This is a genomic window from Microvirga sp. BSC39 (assembly GCF_000739015.1).
In the GTDB taxonomy this organism is placed as follows: domain Bacteria; phylum Pseudomonadota; class Alphaproteobacteria; order Rhizobiales; family Beijerinckiaceae; genus Microvirga.
This window is the reverse complement of record NZ_JPUG01000043.1, coordinates 1-24376: the sequence shown is the minus strand read 5'-3', so window position 1 is coordinate 24376 and position 24376 is coordinate 1. Positions and strand designations below refer to the sequence as shown.

Below are 24376 nucleotides of genomic sequence, written 5' to 3'. Positions count from 1 at the left end.
TCAGGCCGGATGTCGCGCCCATCGCGACCCTGGTCGACGGAACGCGGGCCACGCTCCCGGTCGGGACGTTCCCTTGGCTCCGCAGTCTCGGGCCGGTTCGGACGCGGGCGCTCCTGCTCGTCGCCGAGGAGCGGAATCGGACGCGAGGGAATGCGGCCGGGCCGCATGCGCGGAGGCTCGCCGGGACGAACATCCCTGCCCTCGCGAGGGGCTCTCGGATTGACCGAAACCGGGATCGGCTCGAGGGGCGCATCAAGACCGGGCTGCCGCGGCACGCGGGGCCGTTCGTCGCGCAGGTTACGGCGCGGCCGCGGCAGGGGCTCATCGAGGCGATCGAACACGTACGGAGCCCGCACGGGGATGGCGACCGGCCCCCTCGGGGTCCTGGGTGCGATCGGCTGGTAGAAGTAGCGGGGCGGACGCGCCCGGTAAGGCACGGGGATCGCATACGGGATCGGCAGTATGCCGGCCATGATCGGCGGCGGCGGCGGCTCGCGGATGATGGTGATGAACTCCTCGTCGTCCTCGTCCCATCGCGGCAGCAGATAGGCCGGCAGGCGCGGCGGCGGCACGTCGCGGATGACGGTCACCACCTCGACGACCTCGATCCGCTCCACCTCTGGCAGCGGCGGAGGCAGGTCGTCGTAGACCACCTCCTCAAAGACCGCCGGTGGGGCATGGGGGGCCGAGAGGCGCGCGAGCCTGCGCCGGCAATCCGGCGCATGCGGCCCGTTCGGATAGGCACGAAGGTAGGTCCAGTAGGCCTCGCGGGTGTTGCGCGTGACGGTCCGGCGCCAGACGGCGGCTTCGCGGCGGGCGGCGAGCAGCGCCGTCACCCGGCGGGACAGGCGATGATCGGGGTAGCGGCGCAGGAAAGCCTGGTAATCCTGGATCGTGTCGCGCTCGACCGCGATGGCATAGGCCTCCTCGGCGGGCACCTCCTCGATGCGGCGCACCTCGCGCACCAGCGGCGCGGCAGCGGCCTCGGCCTGCTCGAAGAACACGAAGGAGGCAGCGCCGAGATTCGCCGAATGCCAGGGGATCTGCAGGCCGTTGGTGGTCTCGTGGGTGCGCAGGCGCGTGCGGGCGAAAACCTCGTCGAGGCCCAAGCCCGGCTGGCGGATCATTTCCACGAGCGCCGTGGCATAGGCGCCGTAAGGACCCGACCCATCCGTGGCGACGATGTTAGGCGCCGAGGAAAAGGCCATCAGGAAGCCGGCGGGCGGCTCGACCAGGGCCAGCCCCTTGGCGATGGGCTCGCCCGTGGAGCCAAGTGCGTACTCCCGCGCCATGTCGGCGACCACCACCCTCACCCGGGCTGGGCTCTGCTCAAGGGAGCGGACGAGGTCCGAGAGGCGGAAACCCTCGATGGCAATGTCCGCATCGCGCTGGATCCGGGCGTCGACGGGGAGCAGGTAGTTGTCGCCTTCGAGCTGGACCCCGTGCCCAGCCAGGTAGACCATCACCGTAGAGCCGGGCTCAAGACCTTCGACCTTGTCGAGGAAGTCGCGGACGAGGCTACGCAGATCGTTGGCGTTGAGATCGCGCCCCTGCACGACCTCGAAGCCGGCGCTGGTCAGGGTCTGGGCGATCAGGCCGGCATCGTTCGCGGCGTGTGCGAGCGTGCGCCCCTCATAGGCGCCTTGCCCGACCACGAGAGCAAGGCGATCCTGGGCAAGGGCGGCGGATGCCTGACCGAAGGCCGCCACCAGGGCAAAGGCAGCGAAAACGATAGCACGTTTCAGGGAAAACACGGTTCAGCCCCCTCTTCGATCCGCTTTGACGGGATCATATTAGGAGAATAAGGCCAAGGCAGTTGAATGCACCGTGAACAAAACGGGACGACGTCGGACCGTCAGCGCCGCGTCATGGTGAGGTAGACCACGAAGGCTCCGATGGCGAGGGCAAGGCCCATGATCGCCATCTGCCGGGCTTCGCCGGTGAGAGCCGCGTCCCGGTACATCTGCGAGAGCCGCTCGGCGCGCTCGGGGTCGCGGGACATGAACATCCCGATCACGATGCTCAGGGTGGCGAGGCCGAGGATCCAGTAAGTGGGGCGCATGGCTGTTCCCTCAGCGTCCCTGGAAGCGCGGTGCGCGCTTCTCGCGGAAGGCCGCCACGCCCTCCATGAAGTCGTCGCTCGATCCCGCCTCGCTCTGCAGCTTCGCCTCGAGCTTGAGCTGCGCTTCGAGATCGTTCGACAGGCTCTGCGCCACCGCCTGCTTGGTCAGACGATAAGAGAGCCCCGGTCCGGCAGCCAACTTGGCCGCGAAGGCCGCGACATCGACCGCGAAGGAGGCATCCTCGAACACCTTGTAGACGAGGCCCATGCGCTGCGCCTCCTCGGCGGGAACGGATTCGGCGCTGAGCATGAGGGCGAGCGCCATCTTCGGACCGATGAGCCGCGGCAGGATCCAGGTGCCGCCCGCATCGGGGATCAGGCCGATCTTGGCGAAGGCCTCCTGCAGATAGGCGGAACGGGCCGCCACGACGATGTCGCAGGCGAGCGCGATGTTCATGGAGGCCCCGACGGCCGGGCCGTTCAGCGCGGCGATGATGGGCTTCGGGTAGTTGGCAAGCCGGAGGATCAGCGGGTTGTAGTCCCGCTCCAGGGCCGGCCCGAGATCGAGGCGCCCCTGCGCGTCGCGCGTAAGATCGACCGTGAGATCCTGGCCCGACGAGAAGGCCCGCCCTTCCCCGGTCAGCACCACCACGCGCACGTTGTCGTCGCCCTCGCACCCGTCGAGCGCGTCGCGCAGCTCGGCATGCATGGTGGCGTTGAACGCATTCATCTTGTCGGGCCGCGCAAGCGTGATCGTGGCGACCGGTCCATCGACGGTGCAGCGCAGGGTCGTCGGGCTCATGCTGTCCAAGCTCCTTATCGTCGCGCTTGAACATAGTACGGATCGGCCGAGGGAGAACCGGCAAAAATGCGGTTCGCACCGCAGATTGATAATTCAGCCGAGCGGTGTCGCGTCTGACAAGAGCCGGTTCAGGTTGTGGAGCGGTTTAGAAAACGGACGATTGCAGACCTTCGGACCGGGCCGCCAAGTCACTCTCCAGAGCCGCGCGGGTGTAGGTCTCGCCGATTCTTTTGATCTCGTAACGGGGCTCTTCGCCGCCGGACGGAAGCAGCTTGGTGATGACGAACGCCCCGGTCCATGAGGGACTCATGAGGCGCCTGCCCGTAAACGTCACGTGCTGGCCACAGGCATAAAGATAGTTGGACACGAGGAACTCCTTCAACAACGTTATCGGGCGGGTGCCGCGGCAGATGACAGGGCTCTTACTACCTGAACAGACGGGCCTGCTCATTCCTGTGCTGCGCCCTGCGCGGCAGGCTCATCCAGGGGACAAGATTGGGGTTCGCCGGCTCATCCACGTGAGGGAAATCCCGCAGACCGGAAACCTCCGCCTCACGAAAAGCCCCGACCGGCGATGTAGCCTGGCTCAGTTCCTCCTCACCGGCGACGCACTCATAGGGACAGACCGTCGAGCGGACGAGGCGCCCGTCAAAGACGTGGCCGTCTCGGTGATAAGGAACATATGTCATGGAATTACCTGATCTATATCAGGCAAACACCGCGCAAGACTGATCGTTCCAAATATTGCGCTAATTACTATTATTATGTCCCGGTTGATCGAAGGTATATTTATTCTGTTTCATTGAGTTCTATTGGTGACCGTGCTGAAGCAGTTCACGAACCTCGCTCTGCAGCGTCGGCAGCAGTTCGGCCTCGAACCAGGGGTTCTTCTTCAGCCAGCCGTTGTTGCGCCAGGAGGGATGCGGCAGGGGCAGAATACGGGGCTTCTGCGGATTCTCGATGATGTCGCGCCAGCGCCTCACCGTCTCGGTGAGACCGTCCTTGAAGTTTTTCCCCATGTGCCACGCTTGCGAATACTGGCCGATCAGCAGGACGAGGTCGAGATCGGGAAGAGCCTGAAACAGGGGCCGGCGCCAGGCCTCGGCGCATTCCCGGCGCGGCCCGAGATCGCCGCCCTTCGCGTCCTGCCCCGGAAAGCAGGAGCCCATAGGCACGATGGCCACCTTGGAGGCGTCGTAGAAGGTGGCCTCGTCCATGCCGAGCCAGGAGCGCAGCCGTGACCCGGAACGGTCGGCGAAGGGGATGCCGCTGGCGTGCGCCCGCGTGCCCGGTGCCTGGCTGGCGATGCACAGGCGGGCGGTGGCGCTGCCCTGGATGATCGGGCGCGGCTCGTGCGGCAGGGCCATGCCGTAACGCGGCGCATCACGGCAGATGCGGCAGGCCCGCAATTGCGCCGAGAGATCGTCGAAATTTGCTTGGGGATTCATACCCATCAGATGGGAAGCCTCAGGCCTTTTATCGAAGCGACCTTTTGAGGCGGATCAAGGCAGGCCCGACTGTCAACGCTTACAAGCCTCGCATGATCGATCTCCTCACCTTCGTGCCGGCCGTGGCCGCCATCCTGGCGACGCCGGGCCCGACCAACACGCTGCTGGCCAGTTCGGGCGCGCAGGCGGGTTTTAGGCGCTCGCTGCCGCTGGTTCCGGCGGAGCTGTGCGGCTATGCGCTTGCCATCGCCGGCTGGGGCCTGTTTCTGGAGCCGGCCTCGGCCGCACTGCCTTGGCTGAAGCCAACGCTGCGGCTCGCCTGCGCGGCCTATCTGGTGGCCGTCGCCTGGGGTTTGTGGTCGCGGGCGGGAGAGGCGCTGAGCGGATCGGGCTTCGGCACACGCCGGGTCTTCACGGCGACCCTGCTCAACCCGAAGGCGCTTCTCTTTGCGGCCGTGATCTTTCCCGAGGCGGCCTTCGCGACCTCTGCCGCCTTCCTTCAGACCATCAGCGTCTTCGCGGCGGTGATCGTCCCCATCGCGCTCGCCTGGATCGGCTTCGGAGCGGCCCTGTCGCAGCCGGGCTTCTTCATCCGCCCGCAGACGGTCCAGCGGGGCGCGGCGCTGGTCCTGCTCACCTTCTCGGCCTCGCTTGGAGCCGCAGCCCTCGGCTGAGATCAGCGGCGCGAGGCTTTTTCTCTGCGCCAGTCCTGCGGCCGCTCGAACTCGCCCTCCCAGAGCCCCAGCCCGCGCTCCTGGGCGCGGGCCTCCTCGGCATCGTAGTCGCGCCCGTAGGAGACCGCCCAGCCGCTCTCCACCATGTGCGTGCCGATGTCGTTGCCGTTGACGGTGCAGCGGGCGAGAATTCGCTGGTAGCGGTCGCGCCCGGCGGCGCGGCAGCGCACCCTCTCTCCGGACACGAGATCGGTCAGCGCCCGTCGCGCCGTCTCGCCGCAGGCATAGGAGCGGCCGCCCCGGGAGCAGCGCTGCTCCATCTCTGCGCGTCGATGCCCTTCAGGCGAATGCGCGCCTCGCCGATGCGGATCGTATCGCCATCGGTGACCTGGGCCCGGCCCTCCACCGAACGCCCATTGGGCTTCAGCACGAGCCCGGCCCCGCCAGCGAGCGCCAGCGCAATGATCAGGGAGGTGATGCCGCTCGATCGGGAGCGGCGTCGTGGAAATTTCACGACAGGCGCTCGGAGACCCCCGCCTGCCCGAAGGTGGCCATGTCGCGATGGACCGCAGCCGCCGCTTTCACGAGCCCGGCGGCCAGTGCCGCGCCCGATCCCTCGCCGAGTCGCATGCCGAGAGCCAGAAGCGGGATCTTGCCGAGACGGCCCAGCACGTCCTGATGAGCACCTTCGGCGCTGAGATGGCCGGCGATGCAGTGATCGATGGTCGAGGGATGGATGGCATGGAGGATGGCCGCGGCGGCAGTGGCCACATAGCCGTCGAGCACCACCGGGATCCGCTGCAGCCGTGCGGCCAGAATGGCCCCGGCCATCGCGGCGATCTCACGGCCGCCGACACGGCGCAGCAAGTCGAGCGGGTCCTTCAGGTTCTCGCCGTGATGGGCAATGGCCGCCTCGACGGCCGCGACCTTGCGCTTCAGACCTTCATCATCGACGCCCGTGCCGCGCCCGACCCAGTGCTCGGCCGGCCCGCCATAGAGCGCCGTGTAGATCGCTGCCGCCACCGTGGTGTTGCCGATCCCCATCTCGCCGATGGCGAGAAGGTCCGTGCCGCCGGCAATGGCCTCCATGCCGAATGCCATGGTGGCCACGCAGGCCTTCTCGTCCATGGCGTCGGCCTCGGTGATGTCGCCGGTCGGCATGTCGATGGCGAGGTCAAAGACCTTGAAGCCCAGGCCATAAGCCGCGCAGATCTGGTTGATCGCCGCCCCGCCGGCCGCGAAATTCTCCAGCATCTGGCGGTTCACGTCGGAGGGGAACGCCGACACGCCCTTGGCGGTCACTCCGTGGCTTGCCGCGAACACGCAGACCAGCGGACGGTCGACGCTGGGCGTGGGCTTGGCCTGCCAAGCGGCGAGCCACTCGGCGATCCATTCCAGGCGGCCGAGGCTGCCGGCCGGCTTGGTGAGCTGCCCGTCGCGCATCCGCACGGCCTCGACGGCGGCCTCGTCCGGACCCGGCATGGTCGTGATCAGGCGGCGGATATCGTCGAAAGGTGAGGACACGGTATCGGACATGAGGGGCTCCAGCCCGCAGGGGCATTGCAGAACGCGAAGAGGCGTGACCTATAACGGCCCATGCACGCGGGGTGAAGCATGTCGGAGCAAATTGAGCCGGGCGAGGCGGCGCCCATGAGCCCGTGGCAGGCGGCGGCCATCGACCTAGCCCATTGCATTCGCTTCTATTCCCGGCTTCCGGTGCCAGCCCTGCCGTGGGAGCAGGACGCCCATGCGCCGCCGAGCTTCCCGCGCCTGCTGCGCATGATTCCGGTTGCGGGCCTGGTGCTCGGCCTGCTGCCGGCGATGGTGCTGGGCCTTGCCCTGTTGCTCGATCTCGGCCCCTGGCTTGCCGCAACCCTGTCGGTCGCCACCGTGGTGCTGACCACCGGCGCCCTGCACGAGGACGGGTTGGCCGACACAGCTGACAGCATTGGGGGCACCACTCGCGAGAAGCGCCTGGAGATCATGCGGGACAGCCGGATCGGCTCCTTCGGCGCCTCGGCCCTGTTCCTCGCGCTCGCGCTGCGAACCGGAGCCCTGGCGGCCCTGGCCTCGCGGATCGACGGCAGCGCCATCGTGGCGGCGATCCTCATCGCGGCCTCTCTCTCCCGCACGGCGGGCCTGATGCCTCTCGTGTTCCTGCCCCCGGCCCGGGCGGACGGGATGTCCCAGGCCGTCGGTCAGCCGGCACGAAAGACCTTCTGGCGGGCGGCTGGAATCGCCGTCATCCTCACAATTGTGCTGGGCGTGCCTTCCGGCCTGCCGTTTGCCGGCATCGTCCTCATGCTGGTGCTCTCGGGCCTCTCGGGCCTCGCCCTCACCCGCTTCGCAGAGCGCCATCTCGGCGGGCAGACGGGGGACATCGCAGGGGCCGCGCAGCAGGTGGCGGAGATCGCCGCGCTGATCGGCCTCTTGACCGTTCTTCCGGCGTAACAACATGAAGAGAAGTGGTCCCACTGCCGTGAGCCCACTTCTTTATTTGTTTGGCCGCGCTTTTTGGCGGCGAACCGGACCCACTTCGCCGAAAAGCGCTTTTAGATGACCCGTGTTTCCAGCCCCTGCATCCGCGTCTGCACCCTCGATTCAGAGACGGGCCTCTGCGAAGGCTGCGGCCGCACGCGCGAGGAGATCACCCACTGGTACCGCATGCCGGAGGAGGAGCGTCAGCAGATCATGGCAGGGCTGCCGGAGCGCATGCGCCAGGCTTTCTCCCTCGAATCCCCTTTCGCGTCCGAACCGCGCAAGGCTGATTGATGCCGGGCATTCGCGGAGCAGGTCTTCTCCTTCTGATCGGCGCCCTTTTGGTAGGGCTCTTCGCTGAGGAGAATATCGGCGAGTTCTCCGCCCTAGAGGCCGCAGGCCTCCTGGCCCTAAGCGGCCTCTCCCTCCTCATGGCGGCCTCCATCGTGGAAGGATTTGCGCGGCACTGGACCTATGGGGTGCAGTCCGTTGCGGTGAGCGGCGGTATTCTCATCGCGCTGCTCGCGACCTATGCCTCCCGGGAGGAACTGCAGACGGTTCTCGACCGCGCCATCGGCGACATCGCCGTCGGACGCACTGTCACCACGTCCGAGGGCGAGGTGGTGGCGGCACGGCGGATGGACGGGAGCTTCCTGGTGCAGGGCGAGGTGAATGGCCGCGAGACCCGCTTCATCTTCGACACGGGCGCCAGCACCGTGGTCCTGCGGGCAGAAAACGCCGCTGCCCTGGGCTTCAAGCCTGAGACGTTGAACTACTCCGTGCCCGTCTCGACCGCCAACGGCGCGGCGCTGGCCGCCCCTGTGATCATCGAGAGCCTGACCGTAGGGACGATCACGGAGCGCAATGTCCGTGCGCTCATCGCCCGCACCGGCGTGCTCCACGCCAATCTGCTTGGCATGAGCTTCCTCGAGCGCCTCGGGTCGTACGAGGTGCGTGGCAACCGGCTGATCCTGCGGGCGAGGCAGGAACCCTAATTCGGAACCAAGACTTGCGGCCTCTCTTGTCCAGAATGCGTCAAGGGCATTCTCGGAGATCCGCATGAAGATGAACGGCACAGTGGCGGCTGACCTCGCCAAGGGGGCCGCCGCAGGCGCAGCCGCCACTTGGGTCATGGACCGGGTGGACTGGTTCATGGTGGAACACGAGAACCCGGAAGCGTGGCGGCGAACGCAGAGCGTGCGCCCGAACGGCAAGGACCCGGCCCACAACATGGTGGGGGCCATGGCGAAAGCCGTTGGCCGCGAGCCGCCAGCCCAGCCGCATCCGGCGGGCATTGCCATGCACTATGCCCTGGCCATGTCCTCGACCGCCGTCTACGGGACCATGCGCCGGCACATTCCGGGCGGCGTGATCGGCCGAGGCCTCGTGCTCGGCCTCGGCATCTTCGCCATCGAGGATGAGCTGATCAACCCGGCGCTGGGATTTGCCGCGCCGCCCCGCCGCTACCCATGGCAGGCCCATGCCCGAGGCCTTGTCGCCCATCTGGTCCTCGGCCTCGTGACGGAGGCCATCCTGAGCGCCGTCGACAGCCGCACGCAATCGGGTCCACGGCGGCACGAGGCGCGACGTCGTCGATGAAATCAGGCTGAGGCGGCCAGAAGGACCGGTTCCGCCCGGGAGACGTGTGCCACCGCATCCCGCAGGGTCTGCAGGTTCGCGCCCGGTTTCACTGCCTCGGTCGCCAGATGGCGGCGATAGGCGCGTGCGCCGGGGCGTCCGGTGAAGAGGCCGAGCATGTGGCGGGTGATGTTGTGCAGGCGCTCGCCCTTCGCGAGCTGCTCCGCAACATAGGGCTCATAGGCCTCCACCGCCTCGAACCCGTCGGCCACGGGCGCGGCTTCGCCGTAAAGCTCGGGATCGACCGCGAGCAGGATCTCGGGCTCGTGGTAGGCCACGCGGCCGAGCATCGCGCCGTCCACATGCTTCAGGTGCTCATGAATCTCGGGCCAGGTCTTGATGCCGCCGTTGATGGCAATCGGCAGATCGGGCCGAGCCTGCTTCAGGCGATAGACCCTGGGATAGTCGAGGGGCGGAATGTCCCGGTTTTCCTTCGGGGACAAGCCCTGCAGCCAAGCCTTACGGGCATGGACCGTCAGTCCGTCGCAGCCGGCCGCCACCACGCAATCCGTGAGGCGGTTCAGGGCCTCTTCCGTATCCTGATCGTCAACGCCGATGCGGCACTTCACCGTCACCGGCAGGGATACGGCCGCCTTCATGGCCGCCACGCACTCGCCCACCAGCACCGGCTCCTGCATCAGGCAGGCGCCGAAGCGGCCGTTCTGCACCCGGTCGGAGGGGCAGCCCACATTCAGGTTGATCTCGTCATAGCCGAACTCGGCGCAGATCCGGGCGGATTCCGCCAGATCCTTCGGATCGGACCCGCCAAGCTGCACCGCCACCGGATGCTCCACGTGGCTGAACCCGAGCAGCCGCTCCCGCGGCCCGTGAATGACCGCCCCCGTGGTGACCATCTCCGTATAAAGCCGCGCCCGGCGCGACAGGACGCGATGGAACGCCCGGCAATGCCGGTCGGTCCAGTCCATCATAGGGGCCACGGTGAAGAATTTCTGCGTCATACTTGGCAAAACGATTGATCGTATGTTTGGGAGCAGGCCTTTTCATATGGGGATGAAGGGCGCAAGGCAAATAGAGATGGGTTGATGCCGATGAGGCGCATTCAAAGTATAACTACAACGTATTCCTAAAGATGAATGTACGTTCATCCATGAATAAACAAATATATCGGTCATTTGGAACTACATATCTCACTATTCGTTCTTCACGTCCAATATATGCACTCTAAAAAGGAGCATAACCGTGAAGAAGACACTTGGACTTTCTTGTGCCGCCGCCCTGTTCGTTGCTCTTCCGATGGCTAGCTATGCGCAGACTTCGAACACCAACATGAATACGAACAGCGCGTCGCAGCATGCTCCCGGCCACCAGATGAAGAACGACACCACCGGCTCGACGACCAGCCCCGGTGCCTCCAGCTATGCTCCCGGCCAGCGGATGCAGAACGACACCACCGGCTCCGTGACCGGCCAGGGTGCCTCGAGCTACGCCCCCGGCCAGCAGAAGAAGCTGCCGACGGATGCCACCGGCACCACGACGCAGCGGAAGTAAGCGGTTCTTTGCGGAGAGGCCACGCCTCTCCGCTTCATCTTTTGTGATTGGCTAAACCACCCCGGCGACCGTTGCTTCCAGCACGGAGGCGGCGGCACGCGGATCGAGCTTTACCTGCAGGCCGCGCTGACCGCCGTTGATGAAGACGCTCGTATGGTTGAATGCCGATTGCTCCAGCACCGTCGGGACACGCTTCTTCTGACCGAAGGGGCTGATGCCGCCGACGTGATAGCCGGTGATGCGCTCCGCGTCCGTCGGCTTCATCATCTAGGCCGCCTTGCCGCCGAGCGCCGAGGCGAGCTTCTTCAGGTTCACCTCCTGGTCGGAGGGCAGGATCACGCAGGCCGGCTTGTTGTCCACCAGCACCATAAGGGTCTTCAGCACGCACGACGGATCGGCCCCCATGGCCTCGGCCGCCTGCAGGCCGATGCGCTCCGCGTTCGGATCGTACTCGTAGGAATGCACCGTGAAGGACACGCCGGCCTGCTGCAGGGCCAGCGTCGCGCGGGTGGTCCTGGTCATGGTCGTGAGGAGTTGGAGCTTCAGGCCCGATCAGTGATCGTGCTTGTGACCGTGGTGGTGGCCGCATCCGCAGCCGGGGCCATGCTCGTGACGATGCGCATGATCGTGATGATGGTCATGATCATGCGTGTGCTCGTGTGCATGATCGTGGCCGTGAGAATGCCCGTGATCATAGCTGTGCGCGTGGCCATGATGGTGATGTCCATGATCGTGGTCGCACACATGGGTGCCGCGCTCCGGCTTGAACGGGCGCTCCACCGGGGTCACGGTACAGCCCTGCCCGCGCGCCAGTTCTGCTAGGGCCGGGTTGTTCTCGATGTAGAGGGCATCTGCGGTCATCTCAGCGAGGCCGTGGTTGCTGCCGAGATGCCAGGCGAGGCGCATAAGGCGCAGGGGATTCTCGGCCCTCACTTCCAGCAGGGACTCCGCCGCCGCCTTCACCTGAACAAGCTGCCCGTCCTCGAGCCGCAGGGCGTCGCCATCGTTGATGGTGGTCTCCATGTCGAGATCGAGATGGATCTCGGTCCCGCCCGCACCTTTGAGCGCCGCATGGCGGCGGTTTCTCGCCGCGTGGTCGAGGGTGATGGTGTCGACGACGCGGTCGGCCTTCACGGCGGGCTTGCGGACGATGGTGGTGACGCGGGGCATGGGTTCGTCTCGGTCTGTGATCGGGTGAAGCTCAAATAGGAAGCGCGGCTGGATATTAATAGGCGATCTTGTCCGGCTTGTCCGCCCAGGCATCGAACACGGCCCTGGCCTCCAGGCTCGGCTGGTGGTCCATGGGGATCAGGCGCTCGGACACGGGCTTGGGGATCTCGTCATAAATCAGGCTGTCGTCGAAGCCGATCTCGGCGGCGTCCTGCCGGGTATTGGCATAGACGATGCGGCCCATCCTGGCCCAGTACGCAGAGGCGAGGCACATGGGGCACGGCTCGCAGCTGGTATAGAGGGTGGCGCCTTCCAGGGAATGGTCGCCGATGGCCTCACAGGCGCGTCGGATCGCCGTAACCTCCGCATGGGCGGTCGGGTCCTTGGCGGAGGTGACTTGGTTCCAGCCCTCGGCCAAAACCCGGCCGTCGCGCACGACCACGGCGCCGAAGGGGCCGCCGGCCCCCTCCTCCATGTGCTCGCGGGACAGTTCGATGGCGCGCGCCAGATGGCGCTGATCGTCGAGTCGATTGGTGCTCATGTGACTTATGTATCGTTCGAGGCCGCGGGAGGCGAGAATTTTTGGGCAACACCCCCGTGCTCCCGAACCTGCAGCAACTGGGCGGTCACGGAAGCCGCGATGATGGCCGGGTCCTTGTTCTCGATGCCGGGCAGCCCGATGGGACAGACGAGGGAGCGGATCGTCTCCTCAGGGATTCCGAGCTCCCGGAACCGCTTCTCGAAGCGCGCCCGCTTCGTGGCGCTGCCGATGAGGCCCACATAGGGAAAGTCCCGCTTCAGGGCCGCTGCCGTGATTGCCATGTCGAGGGGGTGGTCGTGGGTCATGACCAGGATGAGCGAGTGAGGGCTGGCCTCGGCGATCTCCCCCTCCGGGTCCCACATACGGACAGCCTTGGCGTTCGGCGGCAGATGCGCGGGAAAGGCGTCATCCCTGTCGTCGAGCCAGCGCACCGCAAACGGCAGGGGGGCGAGCGACAGCACCAGCGCCCGGCCCACATGGCCGGCGCCGAACAGGAGAACGGGGGCGCGTACCTCGCCATGGGTCTCGCGCCAGCCGGTCCAGCGGTCGTCGCCCACGGCGGAGGAGAACTCGCGCCGCACGCGACCGTCGTCCATCCGGCACTCAAGCTCGAACAGCCCCCCGCCCGACTCCGCTTCGACGAGGGGCGTGAGGTCTTCCATGTCGCGCGTGTCAAAAGTCTCGATCAGGATCTTCACCCGCCCGCCGCAGCACTGGCCGAGATCGGGCCCGAGCGCCTGATCGACGATCCGGGCCGGACCGCGCTTCGCCGCTAGCATCTCGCGGGCGATATCGAGCATGCGGAACTCGAGCTGACCGCCGCCGATGGTGCCGTGGAAGGCGCCATCAGGCCGCACCACCATGCACGCGCCGACCTCGCGGGGGGCGGAGCCTTTCACGTCATGGACGGAGATGAGGGCGGCAGCTCCGTGCCGCTGCACGAAATCGGCAAGCTGGCGCCAGACCCTCACCCCATGGGCCTCCCCCGCAGCGCCTCGCAGGCGCGCAGGATCGCCTCCGGCGTCGCGGGCGCGTGGAGCGGCACGGGCTTTTCCGGATCGAGCGCGTGGATGGCATCGGCCAGCGCGCAGAAGACGCTGTTCGCCAGCATCACCGGCGGCTCGCCCACAGCCTTCGAGCGGTAGATCGTCTCCTCCCGGTTGGTATTGGGATAGAGCGCCACATTGAAAGCGGCCGGCACGTCGGAAGCGACCGGGATCTTGTAGGTGGACGGCGCGTGCGTCAGCAGGCGCCCGTCCTTGGCGAAGACAAGCTCCTCGGTGGTGAGCCAGCCCATGCCCTGCACGAAGCCGCCCTCGATCTGGCCGATGTCGATGGCCGGATTCAGGGAGCGGCCGACATCGTGCAGGATGTCGGTGCGCAGCAGTCGGTTCTCGCCCGTCAGCGTATCGACGATCACCTCGGAGCAGGCCGCCCCATAGGCGAAGTACAGGAAAGGCCGGCCCGTCCCCTTGGCGCGATCCCAGGTGATCTTCGGCGTCTTGTAATGTCCGGCCTCGGAGAGCTGCACGCGGGCTGCGATGCATTTCTTCGCCAGCTCGTCGAACGGCAGGCTCTCGTTGCCGATGAACACGCGGTCATCGCGGAACGCGATCTGCTCCTCGGGCACCCCGTAAGCCTCGGAGGCATGAGCGATCATGCGCTTCTTGATCGCGCCTGCCGCGATCTTCGCAGCCATGCCGTTGAGATCGGAGCCGGATGACGCGGCCGTCGGCGAGGTATTGGGCACCTTCGCGGTCGTCGTCGCGGTGATACGCACGCGCTCCATGGCGATGCCGAATTCCTCGGCCACCACCTGCGCGACCTTGATGTAGAGCCCCTGCCCCATCTCGGTGCCGCCATGATTCAGATGCACGGAGCCGTCCTGATACACGTGCACCAGGGCGCCGGCCTGGTTCATGTGCGTGAGCGTGAAGCTGATGCCGAACTTCACCGGCGTGAGCGCCAGCCCGCGCTTCATGATCGGCGAGGAGGCGTTGAAGGCCGAGATCTCCTCGCGCCGTGCACGATAGTTTGAGGTCTCTTCCAGGGTGCGCACGAGATTGACGAGGGTGTCGGTCTCCTCCACCTCCATGCCGTAGGGCGTGACGTTCTCACCCGGCCGGTAGAAGTTGGCATAGCGCACGTCGAGCGGATCGCGGCCCGTCGCCCAGGCGATCTGGTCCATCACGTGCTCGATGGCGAGCATGCCCTGCGGACCACCGAAACCGCGAAACGCCGTGTTGGAGACCGTGTTGGTCTTGAGCCGCTTCGAGGCAATATGGACGGCGGGCATCCAATAGGCGTTGTCCGCATGGAACATGGCCCGGTCCACCACGCCGGCGGAGAGATCCGCCGAATAGCCGCAGCGGGCCAGCAGATCCACGACGTAACCCTGAATGCGCCCTTCTTCGTCGACGCCGACCTTCCAGTCGCAGCGAAAGTCGTGGCGCTTGCCGGTGAGGATGAAGTCGTCATCACGATCGAGGCGCAGCTTGCATGGGCGCCCTGTTACGCGTGCGGCCAATGCTGCCGTGACGGCCCATTGCGTCGCTTGGCTTTCCTTGCCACCGAAGCCACCGCCCATGCGGCGCGTCTCGCAGGTCACATAGGCGTCGGGAATGTCGAGCACACGGGAAACCACGTGCTGCACTTCCGTGGGATGCTGGGTCGAGGAATAGACGTGAATGTCGCCGTCCTCGCCCGGGATCGCCATGGCGACCTGGCCTTCGAGATAGAAATGCTCCTGCCCGCCGACGCGGAACTGGCCTTCCAGCCTCGTTGGCGCCTGCGCGATGACGGCATTCGGATCGCCACGACCATAGGCATAGTCCGGCAGCACGGTCTCCTGGCGCTCCAACGCGTCCTCGACGGTGATGCTTGGCGTCTCCGACTCGATCTCCATCACGGCTTTCTTGACGGCACGGCGCGCGGTGTCGCGGCTCGTGGCGACGACGGCGAAGAGCGCCTGGCCCAGGAAGCCGATGTCGGTATCGACGAAGAGAGGATCGTCACCGAAGGCGGGCGACACGTCGTTCTTGCCGGGAATATCGGCTGCCGTGAGAACGGCCACGACTCCGGGCACAGCGCGTACGGCGGAGACATCGAGGGAGATCAAGTGCCCGCGCGCCTTCGGCGACTGACCGATGGCCACGTGCAGCGTGCCTTCGGGCTCGCGGATATCGTCGATATACTGCGCGACGCCCTGAACGTGCTTCGGGCCGGAATCGTGCGGCAGGGGTTTGCGAATGTGGCGGAGCGATTCCACAGCACCATCCTCCCCTTGAGGGGGAGGGTCGGAGCGAGTCAGCGATCCGGGGTGGGGTGGCAGCGCGACATTTGCAGATGTGGAGGCCCCCTCCCGCGCCTGCGGCGCGACCTCCCCCCTCAACGGGGAGGTGGAATCGGCGCCGAGTTTCAGTTGCTCGTTCATGGCCCTACTCCGCCGCCTGGAGCGCGTCGCGCTGGCCGATGATGCGGGTGGCGCGGGTCTCGCCCGATGCGGTCTCGCTCAGGGCTTTGAACACGAGATTGCGCGCCACCGTCGCGCGGTAGGCGGCTGAGGATCGGTGATCGTCGAGCGGCTGATAATCGCGTGCAATCGCCGCCATGGCCTCGCCCCAGGTGGAGGGCTCGTCGAGGGAGAGGCCGACAAGCGCCCGTTCCGTGTCGAGCGCGCGCTTCGGCGTGGCCGCCATGCCGCCGAACGCGACGCGAGCTTCAGCGATGCGCCTGCCGTCGAGGGTGAACTTGAACGCGCCCATGGCGGCCGAGATGTCCTCGTCGAACCGCTTGGAGATCTTGTAGGCGCGGAAGACCTCGTTGCCTTTGAGCTTCGGCACGCTCACGCGGCGCACGAACTCGCCGGGCACCCGGTCCTGCTTGCGATAGGCAATGAAGAAGCTTTCGAGCGGCATGGTGCGGGTGGCACCGCTATGGCGCAGCTCCAGCTCGGAGCCCAGCGCGATCAGCGCGGGTGTAAGATCGCCGATGGGTGAGCCGTTGGCGATATTGCCGCCCACGGTTCCGGATGCGCGCACCTGCCATGATCCGAAGCGGCGCATGAGTTCGCCGAGATCCGGATCGATGCGGGCAAGCGACGGGTGAGCCTCAACATGGGTCACGGTTGCGCCGATACCGAGCATGTCGGAGGTCTCTTCGATGCGATCGAGGCCCGTCACGCGCCCGAGCCAGATGATCTTCTCGATCTCGGCCATGCCCTTCGTGATCCACAGACCCACATCGGTGCAGCCGGCCACGAGAGTGGCGTCCGGATGCTGTGCATAAAGTGCCGCAAGGGAATCCTCGCTGGCGGGGGCCGCAAAGAAGCGGGTCTCGTTCCCAACGAAGATATCCTGGCCGTCTTCAAGCGTTGTCAGACCCTGCACATTCTGCTCGATGTTTGCAACGAATGTATCGTTGGGCGCTTCGCCGCAGGCCTGCAGGGCGGCGTCGACAATGGGCCTGTAGCCCGTGCAGCGGCAGAGATTGCCTGCGAGAGCGTCGTTGACGCTCTCGCGGCTCAGGGGCCGCTCGCCTTCGTGGTACAGCGTAAAGAGGCTCATCACGATGCCGGGCGTGCAGAAGCCGCATTGGGAGCCGTGAGCATCCACCATGGCGGATTGCACCGGGTGCAGTTCCCCGCCTGCGGCAAGATCCTCCACCGTGACGAGCTCGGCGCCATCGATCTGGCCGAGGAGCAGGATGCAGGCATTGACCGGCTCGTAATGCACCCGCCCGCCGCTCACATGGCCCAGGGCCACGGTGCAGGCGCCGCAATCGCCCTCCGCGCAGCCCTCCTTGGTGCCCACGCGACGCTCCTGAAGCCTTAAATAGTCCAGAAGCGTGGTGCGCGGATGAAAGCCTGAAACCTCGACTGCTCGTCCCTGCCGCCAGAAGCGGATTGTCTCTCGTACCACTGTGTTCCTCCGCCGGTTCGACCCGGCTGTGTTATGGTGGGCCGGGTAAGATGGCGGAGCAAGACCTTTTCGCCAAGGGGCAGCTGAGGGGCAGCCGAGGTCGCGGTCTTACCAGGTGCCGGTATTGGCCATGGAGGCCCAGGGCTCCTGCACGGGCTTCGGATCGCCGCGCTGAAGCAACTCGATGGAGATGTTGTCGGGGGTCTTCACGAAGGCCATGTAGCCGTCACGGGGCGGACGGTTGATGGTGACGCCTGCATCCATCAGCTTTTGGCAGGTCTCGTAGATATCGTCGACCCGGTACGCGAGATGGCCGAAGTTCCGGCCGCCGGCATATTCGCGCTCGTCCCAGTTATAGGTGAGTTCCAGGAGGGGCGCCCTGGTGTCCCGGGACTTCTCCACATCGCCGGGCGCCGCCAGGAACACGAGGGTGAAGCGCCCCTTCTCGTTTTCGATCCGGCGGACCTCGACCAGACCGAACTTATTGCAGAAGAAGTCGAGGGATTGTTCGAGGTTCGAGACACGAACCATCGTGTGCAGGTATTCCATGATCGTCTCCGTGAGCGGAATTCACGTGATGGCGTATTTCGCCCGGAGATCAAGGGGTACCATTTTGTTGTGCGGAAAAAGCCTTGGATTCGGCCAAGATCCCGTGACTTTTAAGCGTTGCTGCGTCAAGCAGACTGGCGGTCCCTCCCCAAGGCCCTAGAACCAACGCAACTTCGTTTCAGACGAGTACCCGATGCGCACCGAGACAGCACCCGTCATTCGCCTTGAGGACTACCGGCCCAGCGACTTCCTGATCGACAACGTTGACCTCGATGTGAAGCTTCACCCGACGGAGACACGGGTGACCGCAACGCTCTTCATGAGACCCAACCCGGCCGGGCGTCCGGATGCGCCCCTGGTCCTCGACGGAGACGAGTTGAACCTGAAATCTCTCGCCCTGGACGGGCGGGTCCTATCCGACGAAGAGTTCGAGGCGTCGCCGCATTCGCTCACCATCGGGCAGGCGCCCCGGCAGGCCTTCACCCTGACCATCGAGACCGAGATCAATCCGACGGCCAACACCAAGCTCATGGGGCTCTACCGCTCGGGCGGAAACTACTGCACGCAATGCGAGGCGGAAGGCTTCCGGCGCATCACCTATTTCCTCGACCGGCCCGACGTTCTATCCGTCTACACCACCCGCATCGAGGCGGACCGCGACGAGGCTCCGGTCCTCCTCGGCAACGGCAATCCGGCCGAGAGCGGATCGATTGACCATACCGACCGGCATTATTCCGTCTGGCACGATCCGCATCCCAAGCCGTCCTATCTGTTCGCGCTGGTCGGAGGCCGCCTGGGCCGTGTCGCCAAGAGCTTCACGACCATGAGCGGGCGCGAGGTGGAGCTTGCGATCTATGTGGAGCCCGGAAAGGAGAACCGTGCCGATTATGCGCTCGATGCGCTCGAGCGCTCCATGCGCTGGGACGAGCGGGTCTTCGGCCGGGAATATGACCTCGATGTCTTCAACATCGTCGCCGTATCCGACTTCAACATGGGAGCCATGGAGAACAAGGGCCTCAACATCTTCAACGACAAGTACGTGCTGGCGAGCCCTGAGACCGCCACCGACATGGATTACGCCCATATCGAGGCGATCATCGCGCATGAGTATTTCCACAACTGGTCCGGCAACCGCGTCACCTGCCGCGACTGGTTCCAGCTTTGCCTGAAGGAGGGCCTGACGGTCTTTCGCGACCAGGAGTTCTCCTCCGACGAGCGCTCGCGCCCCGTGCATCGCATTGCGGAGGTGAAGACCCTGCGGGCCCGCCAGTTCCTGGAGGATTCGAGCCCCCTCGCCCATCCGGTGCGCCCGAACCATTACCGCGAGATCAACAACTTCTATACCGCCACCGTCTACGAGAAGGGTGCGGAGATCGTCCGCATGCTCAAGACGATCATCGGCGAAGAGGATTTCCGGCGCGGCATGGATCTCTATTTCGAGCGCTGCGACGGAACGGCCGCGACGGTCGAGGATTTCCTGAACGCCTTCGCGGAGGTCACGGGCCGTGACCTGTCGCACTTCGCCCGCTGGTACGAGCAATCCGGAACGCCTCGCGTCACCGTGAAGACCCACTATGACGAGGCCGCGCAGACATACAGTCTGAATTTCACACAGAGCACCCGTCCGACGCCAGGACAGGCGAAGAAGGAGCCAATGGCAATCCCGGTCACGCTTGGTCTCGTCTCGCATGATGGATCGCCCGTGAGCGCAGCTTGCGACCGGGTGGATGAACGGGGCGTGTTCCTGTTCGACAAGGCAGCCGACAGCATCACCTTCACGGGTGTGACGTCCCTGCCGGTTCCGTCCCTCTTCCGCGGCTTCTCGGCTCCGGTGAAGGTATCCCTCGATCTGCCCGATGAGGAGCTGCTGGTTCTTCTGAGGCATGACACGGACTCGTTCAATCGTTGGCAGGCGGCGCAGACCGTCGCTATGCGGCTGCTGGCCTCCCTCTCGATCAACGGCCAAGTCGCGGGCGAGGAGATCGACGCATTCTCGACCGCCCTCTGTGCCTTCATCGACAGGGATGCGGAGAACGATCCGGCCTTTGCGGCTCTCGTCATGACCCTCCCGAGCGAGGCCGACATCGCGCAGGAGATCGGCCAGGACGTGAATCCGGATGCGATCCATCGCGCCCGATCGGAGCTTCGCCGGCGCATTGGGGTGGCCGGTGCCGAGCGCCTGCAGCGCATCTACGCGGCTCTCACCGATTCAGGCCCCTACCGTCCGGATGCAGCCAGCGCCGGACGCAGGTCCCTTCGCAATGCCTGCCTCGATCTTCTTGCCGCGGCCGATCCGGGTGCCGGTGAAGCGCTTGCTTCAGAGCAACTCAGGTCCGCGACCAACATGACGGACCGCCTCGCCTCGCTCAGCGTACTCACGACCATTCCCGGGACCGTGCGCGAGGACGCCATCGCCTGGTTCGGAGAACGCTATCGCAACGAGCCCCTCGTGATCGACAAGTGGTTTACGCTGCAGGCCGCAATCCCCGAGGACGAAACCCTCGAGCGGGTGAAGAGCCTGATGCAGCATCCCGCCTTCTCCATCACCAACCCCAATCGGGTGCGCTCGCTGATCGGCAGCTTCGCCATGCTGAACCAGGTTCAGTTCAACCGGGCTGACGGCGCAGGATACCGGCTCCTCGCCTCTATCGTCCTGCGCGCGGACGAGTTGAATCCCCAACTGGCCGCCCGACTCCTCACCGCTTTCAGCACGTGGAGGATGATGGAAAACAGCCGGCGAAAGCACGCGGAAGAGGCCCTGCGCTCCATCGCGCAAAAGCCCAATCTTTCCCGCGATGTAGGGGATATCGTGAGCCGCTCCCTTGAGGAAAGCCAATCGAAATAACCTATATGGATGAAGAGGTTATGGCGTTGTCCCAGATTTCCCCAGGGGAACGCGACATAGGAAATTTTTTATTAACCTTCGGGTTCTACTAACTAGACAAATCACCCGCTCAAGATTCTATTGTTAGTGATTCGGAGAGATGCGGCACGTCCTCCGAAACAGGACGCAAATGGTTCCGGAGGAAGCATCGCATGGCGGGGGCGGTGACCGCATGCGTACCCGCGCGTGCGGGTACGATTCTAGGGGTAACGCGATCAGACGCGAACCTCACCTATCGACGGCTTGAACGATACGAGCCCCTGCTCCGCCTGGCGGTTCCGGCGGTCCTGATCCTGTTCCTCATTACACTTGCCGGCAGCGCCTGGGTGCAGATCCGCGACGGCCGCAAGGACACACTCTTCGACGCCATCAGCGATATCGACATCATCGCGTCCCTCTCTGCAGCAAAGCTCAGCGCTGTTCCTGCTCCCGGCAACGGCGCACAGGCTGCGGCGCAGCTGGAGGAGTTGGCCAAGGACATGCCGCCGAGCGCCCTCACGCAGAACCGCACCCTCATGCTGGTTGATCGGGCAGGCGCCATTCTGGCCGTCTATCCACCGATGACGCATGCCCCCGGCAAGCTCACCGACATCCTTGGCGAAGCGCAGCCCTTGATGCTGTTTGCCGACCGCGCGGGCGTCATGACGGTCCGGCTCCCTGGCGGGGTGGAAGGCATGGCAACCGTTCGTTCGCTTGCCGCCTCATCGGGACAGATCGCGCTCGTGCAGCCCATGCCCCACATCCTGTCGGGCTGGTGGACGCGCACGATCGGACATGTGTCGCTGCTTGGCGCCACCATCCTGGTGCTGCTCGGCATCGGCGTCGCCTATATCATGCAGGCGAACCGCGCGCGCGCTGCCGACGAGGTCTGCGAGAAGGTGCGCGACCGGATCGACTCCGCGCTCAACCGCGGACGCTGCGGCCTGTGGGATTGGGACATCGGCCGCGGACGCATCTATTGGTCCGATTCCATGTACGAGCTCCTCGGCTACGAGCGCCAGGACGAGTTCCTCTCCTTCGGGGAAGTGAACACCATGATCCACCCGGAGGATCAGGATCTCTTCACGCTCGCCGAACAGCTCGCCTCCGCCAGCACCTCGCTTGTCGATTACGAGTTCCGCATCCGCAGCATCACGGGCGACTGGGTGTGGCTGCGCGCCCGCGCCGAGCTGATGAACGATCCGGACGACGCGGCCAGCCATCTCGTCGGCATCGCGGTGGACGTGACCGAGCAGCGTGGCCTGGAAGAGAAGACCGCCAAGGCGGATGCCCGCCTGCACGACGCCATCGAGGCGATCTCCGAGGCCTTCGTGCTCTGGGACGCCAACAACAACCTCGTGCTGTGCAATTCCAAGTTCCAGAAGCTGCACGAGCTGCCGGCCGATGCGCAGCTGCAGGGCAAGCCCTATGCCGAGGTCATGGCGCTCGGCCGTCCGCCGGAGGTGCAGCACCAGTTCCTGCGCCGCGAGCAGCAGGATGTGGGTGCGCGCACCTTCGAGGCCCGCCTCCAGGACGGTCGCTGGCTGCAGATCAACGAGCGCCGCACCAAGGACGGCGGCTACGTGTCCGTCGGCACGGACATTACGGCGCTCAAGCGCCACGAGCACCGTCTCGTCGAGTCCGAGAAGGAACTCATCGCCACCGTTCTCGACCTCAAGCAGTCGCGCCAGAAGCTTGAGGCTCAGACGCACCAGCTCGCGGATCTCGCCGAACGCTACCTCGACCAGAAAGCACAGGCCGAGAGCGCCAACCGTGCGAAATCGGAATTCCTTGCCAACATGAGCCACGAGCTGCGTACGCCGCTCAACGCCATCATCGGCTTCGCGGAAGTGATGCAGAGCGGCATCTTCGGCTCCCTCGGTTCCGAAAAGTATGAGGAATACTGCTCCGACATCCGTTCGAGCGGCCAATATCTCCTGTCGGTGATCAACGACATCCTCGACATGTCGCGCATCGAGGCGGGACGCACGTCCCTCACCAAGCAGCCGATGGAAGTTCACGCCGCAATCCAGCGCGCCCTCAAGTTGGTGGGCGAGCAGACCAAGGCCAAGAACCTCTCCGTCACCGTCGACGTGAACCCCGACGACATCGTGGTGCCCGCCGACGAGCGCGCCCTGCACCAGATCCTCGTCAACCTGCTCCAGAACGCCACGAAGTTCACCAGCGAAGGCGGCTGCATCACGGTTCGCACGCGTCAGGCCGGCAACGCCGTCAACATCTACGTGGAAGACAACGGTATCGGCATTCCGGCCCATGCCCTGCACAAGCTAGGCCAGCCCTTCGAGCAGGTCGAGACCGAGTTCTCGAAGAGCTACAAGGGCTCAGGGCTGGGCCTCGCCATCGCCCGCTCGCTCACTGAGCTGCACGGCGGCAGCCTGCGCATCAAGAGCCAGGAAGGCCTGGGCACCATCGTGCTGGTCCACTTGCCGCTCACGGAAGCCACGCACGCCGACATCGCGCTGGCGGACGCAGCAGCGTAGGATAGCTCTCCCCCACAACCTGAACTAAAAAGCCGGTATCGTGAGACACCGGCTTTGTTGTTTGTGATCGTCTGTGCGAGGTGTTCAGAGCCAGAGGAGGGCGAAGCTGGACGCCGAGATGGCCAAGCCCTTGCCAAGCGTGGCAAACTGCACCTGGGCGGCCCCGCCGGCCCCGTCCGCATCGTAGAACAAGGCACCCGTGCCGCCGTTGTACACCAGACGGTGCTCCGCCGTGGTGGCCGCCGCCCCGAGCGCCACCTGGGCGGCATACACCGAACCCTGGTTGGCAAAGGCCGTGAACGTGTTGCGCGTCAGCTGCAGCAGGTCGGGACCGCCAAAGCCGAAGTCGTTCACCACGTCCACGTTGCCCGCACCCAGCACCCCGTCAAAGCGGAAGATGTCCGTGCCGTTGCCGCCGGTGAGCCAGTCCGAGCCCGCTCCGCCGATCAGCAGGTCGTGGCCCTCGCCGCCCACCAGCCAGTCGCCGCCGCCAAAGCCCCACAGCTGGTCGTCGCCGCCATGGCCGAACAGCTCGTTGTACGAGCCATCTCCGCCGAGCGCGTCCGCATAGGCCGAGCCCGCCAGCCCCTCGATGGACACGTAAGTGTCGCCGTACGCCTCGCCCTGGTTGCGCCAGCTCTCGGAGAGATTGGCCGTCACGCCTGCCGTGGCATACAGGTAGGAGGCAAAGTCGTGCCCGGCGCCCCCGTCGAGCACGTCGGCCCCCGTGCCGCCGTGCAGCACGTCCCAGCCCTCGCCGCCAAACAGCTCATCGAAGCCGCCGCCGCCCAGAAGCTCGTCGTTGCCGCCATGGCCATGCAGCACGTTGGCCGCCTCATTGCCGGACAGCCAGTCGGCATAGTTCGAGCCACCCAGCCCCTCAATGGACACGTACACGTCCCAGGCTGCATCACCTGTGTTAAGCCAGTTACTGGTGAGGCTGGCCCGCACGCCCGTACCGGCCGTGTAGTAGCTGGCATAATCGAACCCGTCGCCGCCATCGAGCGTGTCGGCGCCTGAGCCCCCGATCAGATCGTCGTTGTCGCCGCCGGCGTACAGGCGGTCGTTGCCGGAGAGGCCGAACAGGGTGTCGCTGCCATAGCCGCCGTAGATCACGTTGTCGGCGTGATCGCCCGTGAGATGGTCGGCATAGTTGGAGCCGGCCAGCCCCTCGATGCCCTCATACGTGTCGCCCGCCGCCTCGCCGGTGTTCTGCGTGCTG

Annotated in this window: 25 protein-coding genes and 1 pseudogene; 8 read left to right on the top strand and 18 right to left on the bottom strand. The window is 65.6% G+C overall.

Going from position 1 to position 24376, the window contains the following annotated elements; genetic code table 11:
• The 6 genes from MA07_RS05275 to MA07_RS05250 all read right to left on the bottom strand — a co-directional run.
• On the bottom strand, positions 1–1754 hold a 1754-nt coding region (locus MA07_RS05275), incomplete at its 3' end, for a caspase family protein (RefSeq protein ID WP_052002863.1).
• Positions 1755–1855: 101 nt separating this feature from the next.
• Positions 1856–2062, bottom strand: coding sequence for a hypothetical protein (locus MA07_RS05270; RefSeq protein WP_036347828.1), 207 nt, complete (start codon positions 2060–2062; stop codon positions 1856–1858).
• A gap of 10 nt (positions 2063–2072) precedes the next feature.
• Positions 2073–2864, bottom strand: a complete 792-nt coding sequence (locus MA07_RS05265) for an enoyl-CoA hydratase-related protein (RefSeq protein ID WP_036347826.1) — start codon at positions 2862–2864, stop codon at positions 2073–2075.
• Positions 2865–3009: 145 nt separating this feature from the next.
• A complete protein-coding gene (locus tag MA07_RS05260; RefSeq protein ID WP_152568739.1) occupies positions 3010–3231 on the bottom strand; it encodes a hypothetical protein in 222 nt (73 codons plus the stop codon).
• A 58-nt stretch (positions 3232–3289) separates the two neighbouring features.
• On the bottom strand, positions 3290–3553 hold the full coding sequence (locus MA07_RS05255; RefSeq protein ID WP_036347821.1) for a hypothetical protein: 264 nt from the start codon (positions 3551–3553) through the stop codon (positions 3290–3292).
• A 120-nt stretch (positions 3554–3673) separates the two neighbouring features.
• Positions 3674–4318 (bottom strand): uracil-DNA glycosylase family protein, encoded by a 645-nt coding sequence (locus tag MA07_RS05250; RefSeq protein ID WP_052002862.1) that lies wholly within the window; start codon positions 4316–4318, stop codon positions 3674–3676.
• An 86-nt stretch (positions 4319–4404) separates the two neighbouring features.
• Here MA07_RS05250 and MA07_RS05245 point away from each other — a divergent pair, with 86 nt between their 5' ends.
• Positions 4405–4986, top strand: a complete 582-nt coding sequence (locus MA07_RS05245) for a LysE family transporter (RefSeq protein ID WP_036347818.1) — start codon at positions 4405–4407, stop codon at positions 4984–4986.
• 2 nt (positions 4987–4988) lie between these two features.
• On the opposite strand, the gene MA07_RS05240 is transcribed toward MA07_RS05245, so the two are convergent.
• From MA07_RS05240 to cobT, 3 genes are read right to left on the bottom strand one after another with little or no spacing between them, the layout of a single operon-like run.
• Positions 4989–5306, bottom strand: a complete 318-nt coding sequence (locus tag MA07_RS05240; protein ID WP_052002861.1) for a thermonuclease family protein — start codon at positions 5304–5306, stop codon at positions 4989–4991.
• Positions 5240–5500: a hypothetical protein gene (locus tag MA07_RS29485; protein ID WP_152568738.1), complete on the bottom strand. Its 261-nt coding sequence runs from the start codon at positions 5498–5500 to the stop codon at positions 5240–5242. Before MA07_RS29485 ends, MA07_RS05240 begins: the two co-directional genes overlap by 67 nt.
• Complete coding sequence (gene cobT / locus MA07_RS05235) at positions 5497–6522, bottom strand: nicotinate-nucleotide--dimethylbenzimidazole phosphoribosyltransferase (RefSeq protein ID WP_036347815.1); 1026 nt, start codon at positions 6520–6522, stop codon at positions 5497–5499. Before cobT ends, MA07_RS29485 begins: the two co-directional genes overlap by 4 nt.
• A gap of 114 nt (positions 6523–6636) precedes the next feature.
• Here cobT and cobS point away from each other — a divergent pair, with 114 nt between their 5' ends.
• The 4 genes from cobS to MA07_RS05215 all read left to right on the top strand — a co-directional run bounded on the left by cobS (position 6637) and on the right by MA07_RS05215 (position 9063).
• Positions 6637–7437, top strand: coding sequence for an adenosylcobinamide-GDP ribazoletransferase (gene cobS, locus MA07_RS05230; RefSeq protein WP_036347835.1), 801 nt, complete (start codon positions 6637–6639; stop codon positions 7435–7437).
• Positions 7438–7542: 105 nt separating this feature from the next.
• A complete protein-coding gene (locus MA07_RS05225; protein WP_036347813.1) occupies positions 7543–7758 on the top strand; it encodes a DUF1289 domain-containing protein in 216 nt (71 codons plus the stop codon).
• Positions 7758–8459, top strand: coding sequence for a TIGR02281 family clan AA aspartic protease (locus MA07_RS05220; protein ID WP_036347811.1), 702 nt, complete (start codon positions 7758–7760; stop codon positions 8457–8459). Before MA07_RS05225 ends, MA07_RS05220 begins: the two co-directional genes overlap by 1 nt.
• Before the next feature lie 64 nt (positions 8460–8523).
• Positions 8524–9063: a hypothetical protein gene (locus tag MA07_RS05215; RefSeq protein WP_036347809.1), complete on the top strand. Its 540-nt coding sequence runs from the start codon at positions 8524–8526 to the stop codon at positions 9061–9063.
• Between the two features lie 2 nt (positions 9064–9065).
• On the opposite strand, the gene dusA is transcribed toward MA07_RS05215, so the two are convergent.
• Positions 9066–10061 carry a tRNA dihydrouridine(20/20a) synthase DusA gene (gene dusA, locus MA07_RS05210; protein WP_036347806.1) on the bottom strand — a complete coding sequence of 332 codons (996 nt, stop codon included), beginning with the start codon at positions 10059–10061 and terminating at the stop codon, positions 9066–9068.
• Between the two features lie 241 nt (positions 10062–10302).
• On the opposite strand from dusA, the gene MA07_RS05205 reads away from it, so the two are divergent.
• Positions 10303–10611 carry a hypothetical protein gene (locus MA07_RS05205; RefSeq protein ID WP_052002860.1) on the top strand — a complete coding sequence of 103 codons (309 nt, stop codon included), beginning with the start codon at positions 10303–10305 and terminating at the stop codon, positions 10609–10611.
• A gap of 51 nt (positions 10612–10662) precedes the next feature.
• Here MA07_RS05205 and ybaK read toward each other — a convergent pair.
• From ybaK to MA07_RS05170, 7 genes and pseudogenes are all read right to left on the bottom strand, one after another.
• Positions 10663–11133: pseudogene (gene ybaK, locus MA07_RS05200) on the bottom strand (Cys-tRNA(Pro) deacylase).
• Positions 11134–11163: 30 nt separating this feature from the next.
• On the bottom strand, positions 11164–11781 hold the full coding sequence (locus MA07_RS05195; protein ID WP_036347804.1) for an urease accessory protein UreE: 618 nt from the start codon (positions 11779–11781) through the stop codon (positions 11164–11166).
• A gap of 55 nt (positions 11782–11836) precedes the next feature.
• Complete coding sequence (locus tag MA07_RS05190) at positions 11837–12322, bottom strand: nucleoside deaminase (RefSeq protein WP_036347802.1); 486 nt, start codon at positions 12320–12322, stop codon at positions 11837–11839.
• 5 nt (positions 12323–12327) lie between these two features.
• A complete protein-coding gene (gene xdhC / locus MA07_RS05185; protein WP_036347800.1) occupies positions 12328–13293 on the bottom strand; it encodes a xanthine dehydrogenase accessory protein XdhC in 966 nt (321 codons plus the stop codon).
• Entirely contained in the window at positions 13290–15755 is a 2466-nt protein-coding gene (gene xdhB / locus MA07_RS05180) for a xanthine dehydrogenase molybdopterin binding subunit (RefSeq protein WP_244445161.1), read from the bottom strand. The genes xdhC and xdhB overlap by 4 nt, the downstream gene beginning before the upstream one ends.
• A 4-nt stretch (positions 15756–15759) precedes the next feature.
• Entirely contained in the window at positions 15760–17241 is a 1482-nt protein-coding gene (gene xdhA, locus MA07_RS05175) for a xanthine dehydrogenase small subunit (protein WP_036347797.1), read from the bottom strand.
• 108 nt (positions 17242–17349) lie between these two features.
• On the bottom strand, positions 17350–17790 hold the full coding sequence (locus tag MA07_RS05170; protein ID WP_036347795.1) for a VOC family protein: 441 nt from the start codon (positions 17788–17790) through the stop codon (positions 17350–17352).
• Positions 17791–17983: 193 nt separating this feature from the next.
• Here MA07_RS05170 and pepN point away from each other — a divergent pair, with 193 nt between their 5' ends.
• Together pepN and MA07_RS05160 are read left to right on the top strand one after the other, a co-directional pair.
• On the top strand, positions 17984–20635 hold the full coding sequence (gene pepN, locus MA07_RS05165) for an aminopeptidase N (protein ID WP_036347793.1): 2652 nt from the start codon (positions 17984–17986) through the stop codon (positions 20633–20635).
• Positions 20636–20826: 191 nt separating this feature from the next.
• A complete protein-coding gene (locus MA07_RS05160; protein ID WP_036347791.1) occupies positions 20827–23154 on the top strand; it encodes an ATP-binding protein in 2328 nt (775 codons plus the stop codon).
• Between the two features lie 84 nt (positions 23155–23238).
• On the opposite strand, the gene MA07_RS31150 is transcribed toward MA07_RS05160, so the two are convergent.
• Positions 23239–24376, bottom strand: a 1138-nt coding sequence (locus MA07_RS31150) for a calcium-binding protein (protein ID WP_160195391.1), incomplete at its 5' end; no start/stop codon positions are given.

Bases quoted from the DNA above. Each gene is read 5' to 3' on its own strand.
- MA07_RS05270 (WP_036347828.1), bottom strand. From the start codon at position 2,062: ATGCGCCCCACTTACTGGATCCTCGGCCTCGCCACCCTGAGCATCGTG.
- MA07_RS05265 (WP_036347826.1), bottom strand. From the start codon at position 2,864: ATGAGCCCGACGACCCTGCGCTGCACCGTCGATGGACCGGTCGCCACG.
- MA07_RS05255 (WP_036347821.1), bottom strand. From the start codon at position 3,553: ATGACATATGTTCCTTATCACCGAGACGGCCACGTCTTTGACGGGCGC.
- MA07_RS05250 (WP_052002862.1), bottom strand. From the start codon at position 4,318: ATGGGTATGAATCCCCAAGCAAATTTCGACGATCTCTCGGCGCAATTG.
- MA07_RS05245 (WP_036347818.1), top strand. From the start codon at position 4,405: ATGATCGATCTCCTCACCTTCGTGCCGGCCGTGGCCGCCATCCTGGCG.
- MA07_RS05240 (WP_052002861.1), bottom strand. From the start codon at position 5,306: ATGGAGCAGCGCTGCTCCCGGGGCGGCCGCTCCTATGCCTGCGGCGAG.
- cobT (WP_036347815.1), bottom strand. From the start codon at position 6,522: ATGTCCGATACCGTGTCCTCACCTTTCGACGATATCCGCCGCCTGATC.
- cobS (WP_036347835.1), top strand. From the start codon at position 6,637: ATGAGCCCGTGGCAGGCGGCGGCCATCGACCTAGCCCATTGCATTCGC.
- MA07_RS05225 (WP_036347813.1), top strand. From the start codon at position 7,543: ATGACCCGTGTTTCCAGCCCCTGCATCCGCGTCTGCACCCTCGATTCA.
- MA07_RS05220 (WP_036347811.1), top strand. From the start codon at position 7,758: ATGCCGGGCATTCGCGGAGCAGGTCTTCTCCTTCTGATCGGCGCCCTT.
- MA07_RS05215 (WP_036347809.1), top strand. From the start codon at position 8,524: ATGAAGATGAACGGCACAGTGGCGGCTGACCTCGCCAAGGGGGCCGCC.
- dusA (WP_036347806.1), bottom strand. From the start codon at position 10,061: ATGACGCAGAAATTCTTCACCGTGGCCCCTATGATGGACTGGACCGAC.
- MA07_RS05195 (WP_036347804.1), bottom strand. From the start codon at position 11,781: ATGCCCCGCGTCACCACCATCGTCCGCAAGCCCGCCGTGAAGGCCGAC.
- MA07_RS05190 (WP_036347802.1), bottom strand. From the start codon at position 12,322: ATGAGCACCAATCGACTCGACGATCAGCGCCATCTGGCGCGCGCCATC.
- xdhB (WP_244445161.1), bottom strand. From the start codon at position 15,755: ATGAACGAGCAACTGAAACTCGGCGCCGATTCCACCTCCCCGTTGAGG.
- MA07_RS05170 (WP_036347795.1), bottom strand. From the start codon at position 17,790: ATGGAATACCTGCACACGATGGTTCGTGTCTCGAACCTCGAACAATCC.
- pepN (WP_036347793.1), top strand. From the start codon at position 17,984: ATGCGCACCGAGACAGCACCCGTCATTCGCCTTGAGGACTACCGGCCC.
- MA07_RS05160 (WP_036347791.1), top strand. From the start codon at position 20,827: ATGGCGGGGGCGGTGACCGCATGCGTACCCGCGCGTGCGGGTACGATT.